The 20,478-nt window shown below is 51.5% G+C and carries 17 protein-coding genes and 3 pseudogenes; 11 read left to right on the top strand and 9 right to left on the bottom strand.

Annotated elements, in window-relative coordinates; genetic code table 11:
• Window positions 1-108: 108 nt before the first annotated feature.
• On the bottom strand, window positions 109-516 hold the full coding sequence (gloA, locus tag ABRZ26_RS00130) for a lactoylglutathione lyase (protein ID WP_319602238.1): 408 nt from the start codon (window positions 514-516) through the stop codon (window positions 109-111).
• A 331-nt stretch (window positions 517-847) separates the two neighbouring features.
• On the opposite strand from gloA, the gene ABRZ26_RS00135 reads away from it, so the two are divergent.
• Together ABRZ26_RS00135 and slyA are read left to right on the top strand one after the other, a co-directional pair.
• Window positions 848-1,087 carry a DUF1289 domain-containing protein gene (locus ABRZ26_RS00135; RefSeq protein WP_319602239.1) on the top strand — a complete coding sequence of 80 codons (240 nt, stop codon included), beginning with the start codon at window positions 848-850 and terminating at the stop codon, window positions 1,085-1,087.
• Window positions 1,088-1,248: 161 nt separating this feature from the next.
• Window positions 1,249-1,701 carry a transcriptional regulator SlyA gene (gene slyA, locus ABRZ26_RS00140; RefSeq protein ID WP_319602240.1) on the top strand — a complete coding sequence of 151 codons (453 nt, stop codon included), beginning with the start codon at window positions 1,249-1,251 and terminating at the stop codon, window positions 1,699-1,701.
• A gap of 135 nt (window positions 1,702-1,836) precedes the next feature.
• Here the strand turns inward: slyA and ABRZ26_RS00145 are convergent, their stop codons facing one another.
• Entirely contained in the window at window positions 1,837-2,304 is a 468-nt protein-coding gene (locus ABRZ26_RS00145; RefSeq protein ID WP_319602241.1) for an outer membrane lipoprotein, read from the bottom strand.
• A gap of 322 nt (window positions 2,305-2,626) precedes the next feature.
• On the opposite strand from ABRZ26_RS00145, the gene anmK reads away from it, so the two are divergent.
• Window positions 2,627-3,739 carry an anhydro-N-acetylmuramic acid kinase gene (anmK, locus tag ABRZ26_RS00150; RefSeq protein WP_319602242.1) on the top strand — a complete coding sequence of 371 codons (1,113 nt, stop codon included), beginning with the start codon at window positions 2,627-2,629 and terminating at the stop codon, window positions 3,737-3,739.
• 116 nt (window positions 3,740-3,855) lie between these two features.
• The gene (locus ABRZ26_RS00155) at window positions 3,856-4,164 is read left to right on the top strand and encodes an MliC family protein (protein WP_319602243.1); all 309 of its coding nucleotides are present in this window, start codon (window positions 3,856-3,858) and stop codon (window positions 4,162-4,164) included.
• Window positions 4,165-4,236: 72 nt separating this feature from the next.
• Here the strand turns inward: ABRZ26_RS00155 and ABRZ26_RS00160 are convergent, their stop codons facing one another.
• Window positions 4,237-6,336, bottom strand: coding sequence for a peptidase domain-containing ABC transporter (locus tag ABRZ26_RS00160; RefSeq protein WP_319602244.1), 2,100 nt, complete (start codon window positions 6,334-6,336; stop codon window positions 4,237-4,239).
• A gap of 11 nt (window positions 6,337-6,347) precedes the next feature.
• The gene (locus ABRZ26_RS00165; RefSeq protein ID WP_319602245.1) at window positions 6,348-7,628 is read right to left on the bottom strand and encodes an HlyD family secretion protein; all 1,281 of its coding nucleotides are present in this window, start codon (window positions 7,626-7,628) and stop codon (window positions 6,348-6,350) included.
• Window positions 7,629-7,842: 214 nt separating this feature from the next.
• Here ABRZ26_RS00165 and ABRZ26_RS00170 point away from each other — a divergent pair, with 214 nt between their 5' ends.
• The 3 genes from ABRZ26_RS00170 to ABRZ26_RS00180 all read left to right on the top strand — a co-directional run bounded on the left by ABRZ26_RS00170 (window position 7,843) and on the right by ABRZ26_RS00180 (window position 10,513).
• Window positions 7,843-8,016, top strand: coding sequence for a hypothetical protein (locus tag ABRZ26_RS00170; protein WP_319602246.1), 174 nt, complete (start codon window positions 7,843-7,845; stop codon window positions 8,014-8,016).
• A 204-nt stretch (window positions 8,017-8,220) separates the two neighbouring features.
• A complete protein-coding gene (locus tag ABRZ26_RS00175; RefSeq protein WP_319602247.1) occupies window positions 8,221-8,370 on the top strand; it encodes a hypothetical protein in 150 nt (49 codons plus the stop codon).
• 22 nt (window positions 8,371-8,392) lie between these two features.
• A complete protein-coding gene (locus ABRZ26_RS00180; RefSeq protein WP_319602248.1) occupies window positions 8,393-10,513 on the top strand; it encodes a prolyl oligopeptidase family serine peptidase in 2,121 nt (706 codons plus the stop codon).
• A 60-nt stretch (window positions 10,514-10,573) separates the two neighbouring features.
• Here the strand turns inward: ABRZ26_RS00180 and ABRZ26_RS00185 are convergent, their stop codons facing one another.
• The 4 genes and pseudogenes from ABRZ26_RS00185 to ABRZ26_RS00200 all read right to left on the bottom strand — a co-directional run.
• Window positions 10,574-11,191: a GntR family transcriptional regulator gene (locus ABRZ26_RS00185; RefSeq protein WP_319602249.1), complete on the bottom strand. Its 618-nt coding sequence runs from the start codon at window positions 11,189-11,191 to the stop codon at window positions 10,574-10,576.
• 367 nt (window positions 11,192-11,558) lie between these two features.
• Window positions 11,559-12,829, bottom strand: a pseudogene (gene tnpC / locus ABRZ26_RS00190) (IS66 family transposase).
• A 31-nt stretch (window positions 12,830-12,860) separates the two neighbouring features.
• Window positions 12,861-13,016: pseudogene (gene tnpB, locus ABRZ26_RS00195) on the bottom strand (IS66 family insertion sequence element accessory protein TnpB); the annotation flags it as partial.
• A 4-nt stretch (window positions 13,017-13,020) separates the two neighbouring features.
• Window positions 13,021-13,194, bottom strand: a pseudogene (locus ABRZ26_RS00200) (transposase); the annotation flags it as partial.
• 420 nt (window positions 13,195-13,614) lie between these two features.
• Here ABRZ26_RS00200 and pdxH point away from each other — a divergent pair.
• The 3 genes from pdxH to pdxY all read left to right on the top strand — a co-directional run bounded on the left by pdxH (window position 13,615) and on the right by pdxY (window position 16,687).
• Window positions 13,615-14,271, top strand: coding sequence for a pyridoxamine 5'-phosphate oxidase (gene pdxH / locus ABRZ26_RS00205; protein ID WP_319602912.1), 657 nt, complete (start codon window positions 13,615-13,617; stop codon window positions 14,269-14,271).
• Window positions 14,272-14,463: 192 nt separating this feature from the next.
• A complete protein-coding gene (gene tyrS / locus ABRZ26_RS00210) occupies window positions 14,464-15,741 on the top strand; it encodes a tyrosine--tRNA ligase (RefSeq protein ID WP_319602250.1) in 1,278 nt (425 codons plus the stop codon).
• An 88-nt stretch (window positions 15,742-15,829) separates the two neighbouring features.
• Complete coding sequence (pdxY, locus tag ABRZ26_RS00215; RefSeq protein ID WP_319602251.1) at window positions 15,830-16,687, top strand: pyridoxal kinase PdxY; 858 nt, start codon at window positions 15,830-15,832, stop codon at window positions 16,685-16,687.
• A gap of 52 nt (window positions 16,688-16,739) precedes the next feature.
• Here the strand turns inward: pdxY and gstA are convergent, their stop codons facing one another.
• A complete protein-coding gene (gene gstA, locus ABRZ26_RS00220) occupies window positions 16,740-17,348 on the bottom strand; it encodes a glutathione transferase GstA (RefSeq protein ID WP_319602252.1) in 609 nt (202 codons plus the stop codon).
• Window positions 17,349-17,729: 381 nt separating this feature from the next.
• Here gstA and acnA point away from each other — a divergent pair, with 381 nt between their 5' ends.
• Complete coding sequence (acnA, locus tag ABRZ26_RS00225) at window positions 17,730-20,405, top strand: aconitate hydratase AcnA (RefSeq protein WP_319602253.1); 2,676 nt, start codon at window positions 17,730-17,732, stop codon at window positions 20,403-20,405.
• Window positions 20,406-20,478: the final 73 nt, after the last annotated feature.

Consider the following 20,478-nt stretch of genomic DNA (forward strand, 5'->3'; position numbering starts at 1 on the left):
AAAGCCGCCGCTTCCCGCATCCGCGGTGAGAGGCGCCGCGGTGGAATCTCTCACCGTTTTTCTCCTGATCTTTGCGCTAACGGCATCAATCAGGCCGCCCGAAGCACATTAATGACCAAGCCCCTGACCGGACTGTGATTTTTCAATCAGTTCGATTTTATAACCATCCGGATCCTCAACGAATGCAATGATGGTGGTGCCGCCTTTTACCGGCCCTGCCTCGCGGGTCACGTTGCCGCCCGCCTGGCGAATGCTCTCGCAGGTTGCGGCGACATCCTCCACGGCCAGCGCGATATGGCCATAGGCGTTGCCTAAATCGTAACTCTCCACTCCCCAGTTATAAGTTAATTCTATGACGGCGCCTTCGCTTTCTTCGGTATAACCGACGAAAGCCAGCGTATATTTATATTCGGTATTTTCGCTGGTACGCAGCAGACGCATACCCAATACGTTGGTATAAAAATCGATAGAGCGTTGTAAATTACCAACACGCAGCATGGTGTGAAGTAAGCGCATAATTTCAATTTCCTCATTGGCTACTGTGGTTGACTGCAAACCGGGTGAAAAAATCTGTCAGAATGTAATTATAACGTTGCGCTTATAGCGAGTCCAAGTTATTGGCCGCGCGGTCACGCCAGTAGGTTTTGATGCCGAATGGGTGTAAACATGAGCGAATTTGACCCCAGTGGATTAAAAATAGACAAATCTATAAGGAGACATTAGCGGATAGCGCAGGAGAATCATCTGAAATTACAAAGATTAGCTGATATTTTTGTCGTTCGCTTTAGCAAAGGCTTGCCAGCGGGGAAGAACAAGGCTTCAATAAACAGAGCTAGACGGAGGTACAGTGCCTGAGCAACTTGAACTCTTTGCTGTTCCTAACCCATGTCGTGGCGTTTGTCAGGCTGACGATCGCGGCTTTTGCCGTGGTTGTTTTCGCAGCCGAAACGAGCGCTTTACCTGGGGGCAAATGAGCGATGCGCAGAAACAGGATGTCCTGCGCTTGTGCAGGCAAAGAATGAGGCGTCAGCAGCGTATGGAGAAGACAACGCAGCCGGTAGAACCTCAACAGCCGACTTTATTTTAACGTTGGCTGAATAAAATAAGTATTAAGATCATTTTTAAAAGAATTTAATTTGGTAGAATCCTTTTTTTCAAAATAATAAAAGACACTTTTCTATTTTTTATAAATCAGAATTGATTGCAATCCAGGGATATAACTTAGCATGCTAATTATAAGGAGAGTTTATGGAATTGCCATTAGGATCTGATTTAGCTCGTCTAGTGCGCGTGTGGCGTGCCTTGATTGATCATCGGTTAAAACCACTGGAATTGACGCAGACGCATTGGGTGACTCTACACTACATCTATCATCTCCCGCCGGGACAATCACAGATTCAGCTGGCTAAAGCTATAGGGATCGAGCAGCCGTCATTAGTCCGAACATTGGATCAACTGGAAGATAAGGGATTGATTACCAGGCACATATGCTCACACGACAGGCGCGCAAAGCGCATCGTGCTTACCGATGCGGCAGAGCCGATAATGAAAGCGGTCAATGGCGTAATTAACCATACGCGCAACGAAATTCTATTCGGCATTACGCCAGAGCAGGTCGATGAATTAGCTTTGCTGATCTCACGCCTGGAGCACAATATACTGGCATTACATGAGAGCCAGACGACAGAGAGTCAACCTTGACGGCGACCTGGGTCGCGTTGAGGCAAAATAATAAATCCCAGTATTATTATTCAGTTGATGGCTGATGGCTATTGGGGAAGAGGTCTGATTATTGATAGTAATCACCACCGCGCGGGTGGTGATTATTATTACGTATCAGCGTGGGGAGACCGTAATGCTGCGGCCGTTGTTCGCCATCGCCACACGTTGGCCGGCGCTGAATTTCGTGTCGCCTTGTTTTTGCACGACCATGATGGTGGTGCCGTCATCCCGGCGAATTTCCAGCTCAACACCCTGAGTCCGATTTAGCGCGCCCGTCGCGCTTTGACCCGCGACGCCGCCCGCAACGGCGCCCGCCGCCGTCGCCAGTCCGCGACCGCTGCCCCCGCCGATGGTATTACCCAGGAATCCCCCCAGAACCGCGCCGCCCAGCGCGCCAATCACGTTGGAATCCTCACCCGCCTGAATCTGTACCGGACGCGTTGAAACAATCGTACCGTAGGTAACGGTCTGGACCTGTTTGGCTTCGGAGGCACTGTAAACATCTCCTGAAAGCGTACTGGTATTGGCGCAGCCAGCCAGTGTGACACCCGCTAGCGTAACCACAAGCAAACGCTTCATCATAATTAACACTCCTGTAATGGCGATATGTCGGGTTGGTTCACCCTCGGCCGACGAATATATACCTATAAAGTATGGTCTGGCTTGACGTTCCATTCCACTCTTTTTACTCTTTTTTGCAGAATATAATAGTGTTCTTACATAGACCATAAACAGAGAAGCGGATTTGTTTAAATCGCAACCACGGGTCATATTTTAACAAAATGACAACCGCGATAACAAAACACAAAAAATATAATATTTCAGTGCCTTAAAATGCTATTTTGATTTTGGTCGGCTTTTCAGGTGACCGTATTATTTATCCCTCAGCGGAAAAGGTCGTGAGATGAGATCAGGCAGATACATTGGCGTAATGTCAGGCACCAGCCTCGACGGTATTGATGTGGTGATGGCGGCGATTGATGATCATACGGTTGCGCAGCAGGCCAGCTACAGTCACCCGATACCGCAAGCAATCAAACAGGCCGTACTGGGCATGTGCCAGGGACAGAAGGTCACGCTGTCCGCATTCGGGCGTTTAGATACGCAATTGGGCATACTGTTCGCGCAAGCGGTTCTGGCGTTGCTGAAAGAAACGGGACTGAGCGCGCGCGATATCACGGCGATCGGCTGCCACGGGCAGACCGTCTGGCATGAGCCGAATGGCGAGGCGCCTTGTACGCTACAGATTGGCGATAACAATCGTGTTGCGGCGATGACCGGGATTACCACCGTGGGGGATTTTCGCCGCCGCGATCTGGCTTATGGCGGGCAGGGCGCGCCTTTGGTGCCGGCATTTCACCATGCGTTATTGCTGCATCCGGTTGAGCGGCGCATCGTGCTTAACATCGGCGGCATCGCCAATTTGTCGCTGTTGGTGCCGGGCGTCGTGCCGCGCGGCTATGATACCGGACCAGGCAACATGTTATCTGACGCCTGGATTTGGCGTCATTGCGCCCAACCCTATGATCGGGATGCCCAATGGGCGCTATCCGGGCAGGTGAATCCGCCGCTGTTGCGCCGTATGCTGGCCGATCCCTATTTCTCGCAGCGCGCGCCGAAAAGCACCGGGCGTGAATATTTTAACCTGGCTTGGTTGGAGAACATGCTGGCCGGCCTGCCTTCGATAGCGCCGCAGGATGTGCAGGCGACGCTGGTTGAGCTGACGGCGCGCAGCATCGCCGATCAGGTGCTGTTAATCGGCGGCTGCGAACGTTTGCTGGTATGCGGCGGCGGCGCGCGCAACCCGCTGATCATGTCGCGACTTTCGGCATTGCTGCCGGGTATTGAGGTCAGCACGACGGATGAGTTCGGCGTCAGCGGCGATGACATGGAAGCATTGGCTTTCGCCTGGTTGGCGGCGCGTACGCTGTCCGGTTTACCGGGGAATTTGCCGTCGGTAACGGGGGCGAGCCAGGAGACCGTGCTGGGCGCTATCTATCCGGTAATAACGGACTAATCGGATTTTACTTACATTTGATTAATCAACCCGTTGTTAAACTGATGTCAGGGAAGGGTATGACGCGAGTCAGGCGAAGCGGATTTCGCGGATATCGGAACAACGGGAGAAAAATAATGAAACCACTGCTGGCAGGGGCGGCGCTGTTATTAAGCGGCTGCGGTTATTTCAGTCATCAACAGCCGGTTAAAATCTTGTCTTACCAGTGCGGCACGATGCCGCTTACGGTAACGATGCAACAGGACGGCAAATCGTCCTCTCAGGTCAGTTTTCTTCTTGATGGCGATCGCCATGTTTTGCCGCAGACGGTTTCCGCTTCAGGGGCGAAATACAGCGATGGCGTCTATACCTTCTGGAGCAAAGGCGACCGAGCTTTTATTCAGCGCGGGGAGCGGGTGATTGTGGATGACTGCGTTTTGCAGTAATGGCGCTCACAACAGACTGCGGATAGGCATGCCTTGTAATAATGTCGAAAGATTCCCCGGAGATTGGCGCACCTAGCTGACCTGCTTTGTGAGGTCGAATGATTTATCTGCCAACGTGATAGTCTTCGGACGATGAGCAACGATGATTCGCGTGATACCCAAACTCGAAATCGCTTCGTTGATGAGGCTTTCGTTGTCTTCGTCGAGGTGGCTTGTCGATTCGTCCAGGAAGAGAATCGTTGGCTTACGATAAAGCGCGCGGGCAAGATAGAGACGCTGTTTTTGCCCTCCCGAAAGTAGACTCCCCATGTCGCCAACGAAGGAGGAATAGCCCATGGGCATCGCGGCGATTTCGGTATGAATGTGAGCTATGCGAGCACACTCTTCAATCCAAGCCTGATCGGCGACGGGGTCGAAGCATGCAATATTCTCAGCGATGGTGCCGGAGAACATCCGATCATCCTGCAACACGCAACCAGTGAGCGCTCGATAGTTCGAAAGCCCAATGCTTTTAATGCTTTCTCCTCCATATTGAACCTCACCACTGGAAGGCGAAATCAAACCGGCAAGAATTTTCAGTAGTGTTGTTTTACCGCATCCAGATGGTCCCACGATGGCAATACTTGCGCCGGGTTCAACGGTTAAATTTATGCCTTTTAAAATCTCTGCTTCACCCGTTCCATATCGAAAATGAATGTCCTTCACCTCAAGGGTAGCATTAGTTCGAAGTTTGGGACGAGGTCGCAGTGCGTTTGGACCACTGTCTTCTTCAACGTTTGTAAGCGCTATATCTGCGAGACGTTGCGCATGCAGGCCAAGCATTCTCAAACGAAATGCCATATCTGTGAGTTTGTTCGAGCGGCTGAAAAACTGTTCTTGATAAAATGAGTACGCCATGAACATACCCACAGTCATTTGACCATGAATGATTGCGCGAGCTCCTAGCCACAGCATAATAATTCTTCCAAAGCCAAAGAGAAAAATCTCGATAAAATCGAACAGGATATCGATCCGCCTGATTTTTAGACCGCTATTTGTCGCATCGGCAAGTCTCTGGAACCACGACGTCAACCGATTAGTCTCGAGACCTAATGCTTTTAGACTGGCAGCACCACGAATCGTCTCCATAAAATGGGAGCTTTCGCGGGACTGATGGACTAACCTTTCTTCAGAGGATTCGCGGTATGGTCTGTAAAATAAAATTCTTATAAGAATATAAATTGAGATAACTACAAGAGCTAAAACAGTCAGATCAGAATTATATAAGAACATCATTCCAAGGAGACCGGCGAGCATACCTCCATCAATTATCGCCTCAATTAGGTCAGTCGTAAGAGTACGTTGAACGGGGTCTAGACTACGGAAGCGGGATAAGATATCGCCTACATGGCGGCTTTCAAAAAATGCCAACGGAAGGCGAATCAAATGAGAAAACAGTCTGACTTCCCATTGCAGGCTGAGGCGAGTACTCAAGACCATCATCATCCATGAGCGGCCAAAGGTAATCAAAACCTGCAAGATAAGAACGATAAAAAGGCCCATACCTATTGTCGTAACGAGTTCAATGTCGTTACTGACAACGGCCTGATCAATGATTATTTGAAGCCCAATTGGCCCCAATAACGCGAGAACCTCTAGGCAGGCGGCGAGAAGAAGGGTTGTGCCCAATGCACGTTTGAGACCACTAACTTTGTCAAACAGGGACGACAGTTTGAATTGCTTCAGCTCAGTCTGCTTTTGAAAAGTTGGTGTGGGGAAGGCTTCTAAAGCGATCCCAGTGAAATGTTTATTAAGTTCTGAATGTGAAACTGTCCGTTTGCCACTCGCGGGATCGTGGATGAGCACGCCGTGGGCGCTGATTCGCTCCAATACAACATAGTGATTGAAGTCCCAGTGTAAGATAGCCGGCAAACGCAGTTCCGGAAGTTCTTCAAGCTCGATGCGCAAAGCGCGGGTTGCCAAAGATAGCTTTCCAGAGAGGCTCGCTAAATCTTGGAGTGTCATCCCTTTTAAAGACGTAGTGAAGTGACGCCTTAGCGCACTTAGGTCTATTCTAAACCCGTGAAATCCGGCCACCATGGCCAGACACGCTAGACCGCACTCTGCTGCCTCCGTCTGCAACACAATTGGGAGTCGTCTAGTGAAGCCAAACTGGATTTGATTAAGTTCCATACGCATCCTCTCTAAAGGCCGCGAAATCCGAGGATCGGCTCAAAAAGCCATTCATATATCCGCCGTGTTTCAAGAAGGATATCGGCTTCTACCGCCATACCGGCCCTTAAGGGCTCATTCTGGCCGTAGGCGATGACATGATTGCTATCAGGCTTTACGACTATCCGGTAAAGGGCTGAGCTTTGGTTCTCCATTTGTACCTCTTGGCTCGCTGCGTCAGAGATTTTCTCAGCAATAGGCGCTCTGGAAATAGTCGTTACAGTACCGGGATAGGTACCAAACTTTTGATAAGGATAAGAGGAATATCGTAGCGACACCCGGGCTCCCGTCTTTAGAAAACCGATCTGCGAGCTTTTTGCGAAAAGATAGACTTCTAAATTTGAGGATGTAGGGAGTATGGAAAGAAGAGGAGTGCCAACTGATACATACTGACCAGACCTAAATAATATGGAAGTGATGGTACCTGATGCTGGGGCCGATATATCAACTTCTCTCAAAGACTCACTTGCCGCGATTTCCTTGTCGATCGAAGCAATTTGTCTGCTTATTTCACTTATCTCCGATGCAGTCTTCGAATCAAAAACAACAAGACGGGATGTTGTTTCATCAAGTTTTCGAGTCGTTTGAATTCTCTCCTTTTTTAATTCCTCAAAGTTTTTAAATACATTTTGATAAGTTTCGTATCTATCGAGTAAATCACTTTTATTAATTAAACCTTTATCAGCGTACGATTTATAGTTTTCATAAGCCAAACGCATTTCTCTCAAGTAAGAATCGTACTGGGATATTTGCTGATCGATCCTATCTATTTCTTTGCTAAGGGATGCCGCCTGGCGTTGTAGGGAAGGTTTTTCAATTGATTCTCGTTCAGCTCGTCGCTTCATTTCTTGGGTAAGTTCAGAGCGTTGGCTACGCAGTTGAAGCAGTATGTTTTCCTGCGTGCCGCCTATAGCCGTTCTGTCGTCAGGCGCAATGGAAAGGAGTAGCGATCCACGAGTGACGGTACTGTCTTCGCGGACATTTATTCTGGTGACATATCCCGACCTGGAGGCGTAGACACGCACGATACCGGAGGTTGGTTGAATTAACCCGGCTACTTTAACTCGATTGGTGTATTCCCCAAAAATCAGAAATGATAGCACCAAGACGGTTGCAAGGGTGCTTGCTCCGATGAGAAAGGTGGTTCCAAGCGGCCTAACCATTATACTCTTGCCAAGACATGAACCGCCACGCGCGGAAATGGCCTCATGCCTAAATAGTGAGAGAGTTCCCTCATGGGTGTTTTGGTTCATATATTGAGATGCCTAAAACTGCATTTAAATTACGCCATTTTGAAATCATACATCTTAATATCGGTATAATTACATTATAATCAGAATATAATTTCCTTATTTTGCAATATGGTAGCAGATTATTTATGCCTAATAAGGGCTTTTTACTTTAAAAAGGAGATTCCAATGCGTGAGCTCGATTCGTTTGAAATGGTAAGCGTGGCCGGTGGAATTGGTGCCGGTAGCGACAACGGTAATGGGAGTGGTAACGGTAGCGGTAACGGTGGCGGTAGTTGCAATGGTGGTGCTGGAGGCAATGGCGGCGCTGGCGGCAACGGGGGCAATGGAGGTAACGGCGGCAATTGCGGCGGCGGTAGTAGTAACCGCTAAGCGTTCGTCAAAACCCTGAAAGCAACGGCTCACGGGTCTGTCGGATAGTGAGCCGTTGTGTTCGACTGAGTTAAGAATTGGAGAAAACAAATGCGTGAATTACATTACTCAGAAATGTTGGTTATCGCTGGTGGCTCCCAATGTGATGGTGGTAGAGGCGGAGATGGTGGATTAGGCGGAAACGGTGGACGCGGTGGGAACGGTGGAACGTGCGGAAGCGGTAATGGTGGCGATGGTGGCAACGGAGGGCGGGGCGGCAACGGCGGCGATGGCGGCGATGGCGGCCCCGGAGGAAAAGGTGGAAAGGGAGGTCAAGGGGGAGCAGGTGGTCGAGATGGGCGCGATGGCAGAGATGGCCCTTCAATCTGATTGAGATAAGGTGCGGTTAATTGATCATGCTAAAAAGAACAATTGTAGTGGTCTCGCTTTGCATTCTATCGGTCTTGTTAGACTGCGAAGCCCTAGCTGATGGGGTGCCTCGCTCGCAAAATATCATGGACCATTACCGCTGGATGGAGGCCGATCAAGACCGCACCAATGAGTGGCTTCAGCGCAGGACGATACAAGCAAGAAAGACGATAGATGCCTTTCCCTGGAGGAAAGCTTTCGAAAAGCAGTTGAATGCTATCGTTGGTGCTGAAGGCTCCCTCTCACACATCTATGATGCGGGGGAAAGTCGTTTTTATCTACGATCTACACCTGAGTTCCCTTATCAGCGTCTTTTTGTAAAACGAAAGAGTGGCGGTGAGAAATTGCTTATCGATCCTCCCATTGGGATGGGTATTCATTTTTTTTCACCTTCGCATGATGGTCGCTATGTTGCTTATGGCTTATCCGAAAATGGTTCCGAAATCGCCTCGATAAACATTCTTGATGTTGAAAGCGGCGCTGATTTAAGTGACAGCATTCCAAGAGCGCGTTATCCGAGGATAGTTTGGCGGTCGGATAATCAGTCATTTTTCTACAAACGTCTGCCGTCCGAAAAGCATGATGGCTTGGCCTCTGAACGTTTGGCGGGTGAAAAAGTTTATCTTCACCATATCGGACAGGCCTATAAAGCCGATGTTGTCGTTTTTGATAGTGCCATGATCTTTGGCCGGAATGCGAACCGCTACGACAATGTTGCTGTATATTCATCGTCAGATTCTGATTGGCTTCTTGCATCCATTTCGCCTTCGATCAGCGGTTATAGCAGTTCAATATTTGCGGTACGCGCTGACGCGTTAAATGGCAGAGAAACGCCGTGGGTGAAAATTATCGACAGCGAAGAAAATGTATATAACTTTATATTCTCTGGCAAATGGTTATATCTGGCAAGGTATAACTCGTCGTCTGGTTACCTTGTTACACGGTTCTCTCTTGATGAGCCACACATTTCTGAAGAAAAAATCCTTGAGTGGTCGAATGGTGAGTTGACTGGTTTTACAACCAGTAGCGAAGCGCTTTACGTTACCTATCACGATTCTGGTACGCGGCGGTTTGTTCGTGTCGCTTTCAACGATATTGGTCATGTTCAGGATGTTCCCCTCCCGTTTGGTGGTGAAGTCACGGCTCTGTTTTCGAGTATAGAGAAACGGGAAGTACTTTTTACGCTGCAAAGCTGGACGAATCCGCCGAAAATATTCCGCTATGATCCTGATAATGGTTCCGTCGAGAATACGAACCTGATATCACCGAAGTCATACGATTTTTCTGATTACGAAGTGAAAGAAACGTGGGTAACATCAAAAGATCAGGTACGTGTTCCCCTCACCATCATTCATCGGAGAGGAATGAAATTGGACGGTTCTGCTCCGACCTGGTTGAGCGCCTATGGCGCTTATGGGGTAAGTACGTTTCCCTACTTCGATCCATCATCTCTTATTTGGCTGCGGCATGGTGGCGTCATTGCCATTGCTCACGTTCGAGGGGGTGGTGAATTAGGACCAGCCTGGCATGAGGGAGGACGCGCATCAAATAAAGAAAACTCGATATTTGATTTCATAAAGTGTGCAGAATACCTGGTAAGCAGTAATTACACTAAGCCTGCACGGCTTGTTACAAGTGGTAAAAGTGCTGGCGGGATTATTATTGGGATGGCAATCGTACAGCGCCCCGAGCTATTCGCTGCTGCGGCAATTGATGTTGGCATTCTTAATACTACCCGGCTAGATCAAACTCCGATCGGTCCAATGAACGTTGATGAGTTTGGTTCACCAGCAACGGAGCAAGGAATGCGCGACCTTCGCAAAATCGATGCATACGACAATCTAAAGGACGGTGTGCGCTACCCTGCGGTGATGCTTACGGTTGGGCTGAACGATAACCGCATTTCCCCGTGGCAATCTGCCAAGTTTGCCGCTCGCCTGGACGAGATTGCCAGCAAGGTGAAAGAGTCAAATCCGGTGCTTGTTCTAGCCGAGAATAATGCAGGACACAGTTCGAGCACCTATGCGCAAGCTGATGCGAAATTTTTGGACATTGTAAGCTTTTTCCTTTGGCGAACCACTAACGGTGTTACCAAAATCAAGGAATAGTCTTCACACACCTCTCTCTTTTCGTATTCCATTGCTGCCAGTTAAGCAGAACGCACTCATTTATATTGTCTGGCAAATGCTTTGAACATCGTCATCAATGAATTGCTGACCGGACGTCAAGGCTTCATGCTTACGGAAACTATAGGTGTATTCGATGGTCTTTTGGAGGAGGGCCAAGCGAAGGGAAATCTTATCCGGGTGTCGGTCGAACATCCGCCGATGGTATTCATGAATCCTGTCATACGAGATTTGAAAGACATGGAACTCAAATTCAGACATGATCATCCGGTTGTACTCAAGGAATATATCGGATAATTCAGCCCAACCTAGATCTACGGATGAGGTGGAATTGATGCGATCGCGAATGTTCTTTAGATGGTGTGGTGAAAGATATAGCGGGCTCAAACGATTAATAGCGTTTGTAAAAATCGTACGTTTCATCTGCAATATAGAAGCGCACTCGTACAGGTCACATGATGATATTTTGAAGCCACGCTTTCTCTCCCAAGTGAGTAAGCCTCTTTCTGAGAGGCGTATCAATACCTCACGCACGGGTACCTGGCTCACTTTTAATGAGCAGCACAACTCTCCCAGATTTATATATTGGCCTTCTTGGAAGCGCCCTTCGATTATCCAGGAGCGCAATTTATCGAAAACATCGAGATTTATTTCACGCATATATGTTTCACCGCAGTTAAATGCTTAATTGACCTCATGCGTAGAGTGGCCATCACTACTGTCAATTCCACAGTCTTTAACCGCTAATCATATGATTGAATGCTAAAATCATAATATCGTTTGTATGGCCTGCCTGAAATCCATTTTCAATGGATTTCATCGTTGAATGACCTTCAAAAATCAGCCCCTGTGATTTACCCTCAATTTCATATATACATAATTAGCCATTGTAAAATTCCTTTTAATTGTTCACAAAAAAAAGATGATACAACCATCATCAGGGCTAAACCATAGTTTTTATTATAATAATTAGCATGTTAGGGATTGTATCCCCGTAAGCGTTAACCGAGCGCCGTGTTGACGCTGTTCAGGCAGGTAGAACCACGCTCCACGGCAGCAGTTCCGCCACTTTGTTGGCGGGCCATTCCGGCAGCACGCTGAGGATGTGGCGCAGGTAAGCTTCTGGATCGATTCCGTTGAGCCGGCACGTCCCGAGCAGTCCGTACAGCAGCGCACCCCGCTCGCCGCAGTGGTCACTGCCGAAGAACAGGTAGTTTTTCTTCCCCAGACATACCGCCCGCACAGCCCGCTCCGCCGCGTTGTTGTCCGGTTCAGCCAGTCCGTCACCGCAGTAGTAGCACAGCGCATCCCACTGGTTCAGCACATAGGCGAACGCCTCGCCCAGCCGGGACTTTTTCGACAACCTGCCCGCTTTTCCCTCTATCCACTCATGCAGCGCGTTGAGTAGTGGCCTGCTCCGCGCCTGCCTCACCGCCAGACGTTCCGCTTCCGGCCTGCCGCGTATCTCCGCCTCGATGGCGTACAGCACGCCGTGGAAGCCCCTCAGATGTTCTTGCGGGTGTTTGCCCTGTCTGTCGGGGGAGTAGGCGAACCACACCGCCGGCGGCTCTGATGAACCGGCGTTGCGGTTATCGCGCACATACGACCAGATCCGCCCGGTTTCGTCTTCTTTGTGCCCGGAGCCTGCACCGGTACTGGCGTATCGTCGGTATGCAGTTTGCGAGTGTCCATCACGTAGCGATACAACGCCTCGTCCAGTGGCGCCATCAGCCGGCAGCAGGCATCCACCCAGTTGGACAGCAACGCCCGGCTCAGCTCCACGCCCTGACGGGCGATGATCTCGGTCTGCCGATACAGCGGCGTATGCTCGCCGTATTTGGACGTCAGCACGCGGGCCAGCAGTCCCGGCCCGGCAATGCCTCGGTCGATCGGGCGTGACGGCGCGGGCGCCTCCACGATACAGTCGCACTTCACGCACGTCTTTTTCACCCGGATGGTGCGGATGACTTTCAGCGAGCTGGCGATCAGCTCCAACTGCTCGGCGCTGACCTCGCCCAGAGCGTTCATGTTGCCGCCGCACTCCGGGCAGCAGGGGGCGGTGGGCTCCAGCCGGCGTATTTCACGTGGCAGGTTTTCAGGCAGCGGGCGACGGTGACGGGACTGGCGCAACTGGCGGGGAACTGCCGGGTCGTCTTCCCGGCCACTGTGGCGGTCGTTCTCCTGCTCGGTTTTTTCTTCTGCGCGAGCCAGCGCCGAACGCAGGAACGCCTCAGTCTCTTCGACGAGACCGAGTTTGGCTTCCAGTTCTGCGATACGGGCGAGATAGTCCTGAATCATGGCCCCATTTTATCATGCGGCCATGTGGTTTTTACAGCATTGTCAGTGAGTTAAATCGGGGTATTTTCGGCTGACGCCAGTCCAGCTTGTCGAGCAGCATCGCCAACTGTGAGCGGGTGATGGCGACTTTGCCGTTGCGGACGGCGGGCCAGACGAACCGGCCTTCTTCCAGCCGCTTGGTAAACAAGCGTCCCTTCGCGCCAATGCTGACGCCATCTGAACAGCAGATTGTCGTTAATCTCGTGCTCGCGGGCGACTTGAGCGACCGAGCACTCTGGCAGGTAAGAGAGTTCAACCAGTTTGAGTTTGAACTCAAGGGAGAAGTTTGGGCGTTTGCGTCGTTTGGCTACGGGTGATGATTGCATGAATAGCGTCCACTAAATTTGGTGGACACTATCCTGTCAGATATTTCGGATTCGGAAAGGCGGCACTGGCTTGACGCTTACTTTAATCCGGACGAGAAATAGAGAATGGAGAGTGTCCATTAAGTATTTTAAGCTGTTCCAATAACGCCATTGCCTGTGGAGGCAACCGTATCTGGTGCATACGGCGCTGAGTTAACGCTTAATTTTAGCGAGATCGCCGTGGAATGGGGAGGCAGCCGGATGTTTTCTCTGCGATTTTTAACCCATTGACGCTGGTCTGACAATAAGTTGCTCATGTCGTTGCTGATTGAGATTTTCCAGGGAGGGGAGCAGAATAATATCATTCTCTTTCTTTTCGGACTCGTTATCGCCACCGCAGGACATCATGACACTATGACACAGGAAAGCACCCCTTCAAATATGACCCCTCCCTTGCAGGAAACCGATATCGCCGATCTGCGCCGCGAGTACACCCGTGGAGGACTGCGCCGCAGCGACCTGACGGATAATCCGCTGGATTTGTTTGAGCGCTGGCTTAAACAGGCTTGCGAAGCGAAACTGGCGGATCCGACGGCCATGTCGGTCGCGACCGTGGATGAACAGGGCCAGCCGTATCAGCGTATTGTGCTGTTAAAACATTATGATGAAAAAGGCATGGTGTTTTACACCAATATGGGCAGTCGTAAGGCGCGGCATCTGATGCATAATCCGAAAATCAGCCTGCTGTTTCCCTGGCATATGCTGGATCGGCAGGTGATGGTGTCGGGGCGAGCCGAAAAGCTGCCCGCGTTGGATGTGCTGAAGTATTTTCATAGCCGGCCGAAAGACAGCCAGATCGGCGCCTGGGTTTCCAAACAGTCGAGTCGTATTTCGACCCGGGGCATTCTGGAAAGCAAATTTCTCGAGCTAAAACAGAAATTCCAAAGCGGCGAGGTGCCGCTGCCGAGTTTCTGGGGCGGTTTTCGCGTCGCCATCGACTCCATGGAATTCTGGCAGGGCGGGGAACACCGCCTGCATGACCGGTTTTTCTACCAACGACAGGGCGACGGCTGGCAAGTTGATCGTTTAGCGCCCTAATCTTGAATTATCCTCGTTAAACTCTGGCGCTCCCGCGGTGAGCGCTTTATCCTATGTCATTTCGCGCCATCTGCGTTGCGGACAACCATGCTGCAATCGCCAAGATGACGGGTACAAAACAATTTTAAGTGCAACTGCAAGTTAGCTTGCCTTGCATATAACACGATATTTTGCATACAAATGGAGTTATCGATGGCGAGTAGTAACCTGGTTAAACAATTGCAAGAGCGGGGCTTGATCGCCCAGGTGACGGATGAGGAAGCGTTAGCGGAGCGACTGGCGCAAGGGCCAATTGCTTTGTATTGCGGTTTCGATCCCACCGCTGACAGCTTGCATTTGGGGCATCTGGTTCCGCTGCTTTGCCTGAAACGTTTCCAGCTTGAGGGGCATAAGCCTGTGGCGTTGGTCGGGGGTGCCACCGGTCTGATTGGCGATCCCAGCTTCAAGGCGACGGAACGTAAACTGAACACCACCGACACCGTCAAGGAATGGGTTGAGAAGATCCGTCGTCAGGTTTCGCCCTTCCTCGATTTTAACTGTGGTGAAAACAGCGCCGTCGCCGCCAACAACTATGATTGGTTCGGTGAAATGAATGTGCTGACTTTCCTGCGTGACATCGGCAAGCACTTCTCTGTTAACCAGATGATTAATAAGGAAGCGGTTAAGCAGCGTCTGAACCGTGACGATGTCGGCATCTCCTTCACCGAATTTTCATACAACCTGTTGCAGGGCTATGATTTCACCTGCCTGAACAAACAGCATAATGTCGAACTGCAAATCGGCGGTTCCGATCAGTGGGGCAACATTACCTCGGGTATTGATTTAACCCGCAGAATGAACCAGAAGCAGGTTTACGGTATGACCGTGCCGCTGATCACCAAGTCCGACGGCACTAAATTCGGTAAAACCGAAGGCGGGGCAATCTGGCTGGATGCCAGTAAAACCAGTCCTTACAAGTTCTATCAGTTCTGGATTAATACCGCGGATGCCGACGTTTACCGCTTCCTGAAATTCTTCACGTTCCTGAGTCTGGACGAGATTGACGCGCTGGAAGACGAGGATAAAAACAGCGGCAAGGCGCCGCGCGCCCAATATGTGCTGGCTGAGGAAGTGACCCGTATGGTTCACGGCGAAGCGGGATTGGCCGCGGCTCGCCGCATTACGCAGAGCCTGTTCTCCGGTTCATTGCAGGCTATGACCGAGGATGATTTCGCCCAATTGGCGCAGGATGGCGTGCCGATGGTGGAGCTGGAGCGAAACGCGGACTTGCAGCAGGCGCTGGTCAGCGCGGAGCTGGTGCCGTCACGGGGCCAGGCCCGCACCATGATTTCCTCCAACGCGGTGACGGTCAACGGTGAAAAACAGGCCAACGCGGAATATACCTTTAGCGACGGCGATCGCCTGTTCGGGCGTTACACCCTGCTGCGTCGGGGTAAAAAGCACTACTGCCTGATTTGCTGGAAAGCCTAAGTTCAGATATGCAGGGCGCGCCAGCGCCCTGTTTCGTTTAGCGGTTATTGACGCGCAACTGCGCCGGCAAGGATTTGAGTCATATCTAATGAAAAATATACTATCCATTCAGTCACATGTTGTTTTTGGACACGCGGGGAATAGCGCGGCGGAGTTTCCCATGCGGCGGATGGGCGCAAACGTTTGGCCGCTGAATACGGTTCAGTTTTCCAACCATACGCAGTACGGTCACTGGACGGGATGCGTCATGCCGGCCGCGCATTTGACCGAGATTGTGCAGGGGATTGCGGATATCGGTAAATTGAACAGCTGCGATGCGGTGCTGAGCGGTTATATCGGCTCGCCTGAACAGGGCGAACATATTTTGGGCATCGTTCGTCAGGTTAAAGCGGCGAACCCGCAGGCGCTGTATTTCTGCGATCCGGTTATGGGATCGCCGGAGAAAGGCTGTATCGTCGCGCCGGGGGTTTCGGACTTTCATTGCCGTCAGTCCTTGCTGGCGGCGGATGTGATTGCGCCGAATTTACCCGAATTAGAGCAGCTCAGCGGCCATGCGGTACATAATGTACAGGAAGCCGTGGAAACGGCGAGAGCCTTGTGCGCGCAAGGACCGAAAATCGTACTGGTTAAACACCTGAGCCGCGCGGCTTATCGTGATGACAGTTTTGAAATGCTGCTGGTGACGCCGACGGATGCCTGGCACATTAGCCGTCCCCTGATTGAGTTTGATCGTCAGCCCGTCGGCGTTGGCGATCTGACCAGCGGGTTATTGCTGGTGAATTTACTGAAAGGGGTCGCGTTGGATAAAGCGCTGGAGCATACCACCGCAGCGGTTTACGACGTGATGCTGATGACGAAAGAAATGAATGAATACGAGCTGCAATTGGTGGCGGCTCAGGACGGTATTGCGCATCCGCGCCATCATTTCCAGGCGGTGCGCTTATAAGCGCTCAGCGATGAGAACAAAAGAGAGCGCGGCGTTACCGCGCTCTTTATGTTTAGCCTTTCAGTCTCTCCACCTTCAGCGCCGTCACTACCGAAGGCCGTTCCGCGATATGCTCAAGATAAGCGGACAGGGCGGGATAGCGGAACATGTCCAGCTTCAATGACTGCGCCCAGCGCATCACGGTGAACAAATAGGCGTCGGCAATACTGAAACGATTGGCCGTCAGATACTTCTGTTCGCTCAGCACGAGATTGATATAGCGGAATTTTACCTGCAAGTACTCAATAATCAGTTCTTTATAGGTTTCAGGCGTGCTGCGTCGGAAGATCGGGGAAAAACTTTTATGCAGCTCGGCCGAGATGTAATTCAGCCATTCGATAGTGTGATAGCGGGCCATGCTGCCCACCGGCGCGATAAGATTACAGTGCGGAACCTTATCGGCCACATACAAAGCAATGGCGACGCCTTCCGTCAGCACGCTCCCATCGTCAAGCTGTAGAGCCGGTACAAGCCCTTTGGGGTTGATTGACAGGTAATCCGTACCGCGCTCGGTCTTCTTGGATTTGAGGTCCACCTTTTCAAGTTTGAAGTCCAACTTGGACTCCAGTAAGACAATATGAGCAAAGAGAGAACTGCTTTCAGGCTTGTAAAACAGCTTCATACATAACCCCTTGATATTATTATTTTATCCACCCAAGAATGGGCTGTAGTTTATAAAATAAACGGTTCGTTGGCGTTGACTACATATCGCAATATCAGGTTGTGAGGCGTTCAGCTAAACATTCGTTGCCGCAAACAGCTAACGGTTAGCCTTTTTATTATCGGCCAAAACGGCCGCTAACTTTACTTAATTTATCACCAGCTAAAACTCCTCTTCCAGGCCCTGATCAATAGCCTATAGCTATCATTACGTTTATCTCTGTTGTTACAAAAACGTTATTTTTTGTTTGTGTTATCTTTAAACAAGACCGCATGTTCAGACCGGGTATTGAACAGCGGATCGACAAAAATAATGATTAATCAGCTCACTTTGGGAGGAAGCATGCCATCTCATTTTCTTCGCGATACGTGTCTGGATACGCTGAAAGTAGGGCAACAAACCTATCACTATTACAGTTTGTCCCTGGCGGCCCGTCAGCTAGGCGAGATTGATAACTTACCCAAGTCATTAAAAGTATTGTTGGAAAACCTGCTGCGTTATCTGGATGACGAGACCGTCCGGCAAGACGATTTGCAGGCCGTGGCCGACTGGTTGAAAACCGGACACATCGAGCGCGAGATCGCCTATCGTCCGGCGCGCGTACTGATGCAGGATTTCACCGGCGTACCCGCCGTCGTCGATCTTGCCGCGATGCGCGCGGCGGTGGATCGCCTGGGCGGCGATGTGAATAAAGTGAATCCGCTGTCGCCGGTCGACCTGGTTATCGACCACTCGGTGACGGTCGACCGCTTTGGCGACGACCAGGCGCTGTCGGACAACACCCAGTTGGAAATGGCGCGCAACTACGAACGCTATCAGTTCCTGCGCTGGGGCCAATCCGCGTTTAGTCACTTCCGGGTAGTGCCGCCGGGAACCGGCATATGCCATCAGGTTAACCTTGAGTACTTGGCGAAAGCGGTGTGGTTTGAACAGCGGCAGGATAAGCTGATGGCCTATCCTGATACGCTGGTCGGCACGGATTCGCATACCACGATGATTAATGGTCTCGGCGTGCTGGGTTGGGGCGTCGGTGGGATCGAAGCCGAAGCCGCGATGCTGGGCCAGCCCATCTCCATGCTGATCCCGGATGTGGTGGGCGTGAAACTGACCGGTAAAATGCGCGAGGGGATCACCGCGACCGATTTGGTGCTGACGGTGACTCAGATGCTGCGCAAGCACGGCGTGGTCGGCAAATTCGTCGAGTTCTACGGCGACGGTCTGGATCACTTACCTCTGGCCGATCGGGCCACTATCGCCAATATGGCGCCGGAATACGGCGCGACCTGCGGTTTTTTCCCCATCGATCAAATCACGCTGGATTATATGCGCCTGACCAACCGCAGCGATGAGCAGATTGCGCTGGTGGAGTCCTACAGCAAGCGGCAGGGGCTGTGGCGCAATACCGGCGATGAACCGGTTTTCACCAGCCAGTTGGCGCTGGATCTGGATAGCGTCGAAACCAGTCTGGCCGGCCCTAAGCGCCCGCAGGATCGGGTGCCGTTGGCCGGCGTGCCGCAGGCGTTCGAGGCCAGCCGGGAACTGGATATCAATGCGGTGAAAAACCGTTCGGAGTATGAAGCGTTTACGCTGGAGGGCGAGACGCATCGTTTGTATCAGGGCGCGGTGGTTATCGCGGCCATCACTTCCTGCACCAATACCTCTAATCCCAGCGTGCTGATGACCGCCGGATTACTGGCGAAAAATGCGGTAAAACGCGGGTTGAAGAGCAAACCCTGGGTGAAAACCTCGCTGGCGCCGGGATCGCGGGTGGTCACCGATTATTACGCCAAAGCCGGGCTCACGCCGTATCTTGACGAGCTGGGTTTTGATCTGGTGGGCTACGGCTGCACCACCTGTATCGGTAATTCAGGGCCGTTGCCTGAACCGATCGAAGCGGCGATTAAGGCCGGTGATTTGACGGTCGGCGCGGTGCTATCGGGCAATCGCAATTTTGAAGGGCGCATTCATCCTCTGGTAAAAACCAACTGGCTGGCCTCGCCGCCGCTGGTGGTGGCCTATGCGCTGGCGGGGAATATGAATATCGATCTTACCCGTGAGCCCCTGGGCGAGGATCGGCTGGGGCATCCGGTTTTCCTGCGGGATATCTGGCCTTCGGCAAAAGAGGTGGCCGAGGCCGTCCTGAACGTCAGCGCCGATATGTTTCATAAACAATACGCCGGCGTATTCGAAGGAACGCAGGAGTGGAAAGACATTGAGGTCGATGACAACCCCACCTATCAATGGCCGCAGGAGTCGACCTATATCCGCCATACGCCGTTTTTTCTCGATATGAAAAAAGAGCCGGAACCGGTGCGGGATATTCATCACGCGCGCATTCTGGCGATGCTGGGCGATTCGGTCACCACCGACCATATCTCGCCCGCGGGAAATATCAAACGCGATAGTCCGGCGGGGCGTTACCTGCTGGATCGCGGCGTGGAAACCAAAGAGTTCAACTCGTACGGCTCCCGGCGCGGCAATCACGAAGTGATGATGCGCGGCACCTTTGCCAATATTCGTATTCGCAATGAGATGGTGCCGGGCAAGGAAGGCGGCTATACCCGGCATATGCCGTCGCAAAATGAAATGACGATCTATGACGCCGCCATGCGCTATCAGGATGAAAACGTGCCGCTGGCATTGGTGGCGGGGAAAGAATACGGTTCGGGCTCCAGCCGCGACTGGGCGGCGAAAGGGCCGCGCTTGCTGGGCGTGCGCGTGGTTATCGCCGAATCCTTTGAGCGTATTCACCGTTCCAATCTTATCGGCATGGGCATCCTGCCGCTGGAGTTTCCGCCAGGCGTAACCCGTAAGACGCTGATGCTGACCGGAGAGGAACAAATATCGATTAGCGGATTGACGCAGTTAACCCCTGGCGCGACGGTGGCGGTCGTTATGACGAATAATGCAGGGCAAAGTCAGGTGATTAACACCCGCTGCCGCATCGATACCCGCAATGAACTGACCTATTACCAGAATGACGGCATTCTGCATTATGTGATCCGCAATATGCTGTGAATGCGTGTTCAGACTGCGCTGGCGGTTAGGCCCGCTAGCGCGGCGCAGGCGGGCAGACAATGCGGGAACATCC

Source organism: Brenneria sp. L4-2C (genome assembly GCF_040240335.1).
Taxonomy (GTDB): Bacteria; Pseudomonadota; Gammaproteobacteria; order Enterobacterales; family Enterobacteriaceae; genus Brenneria.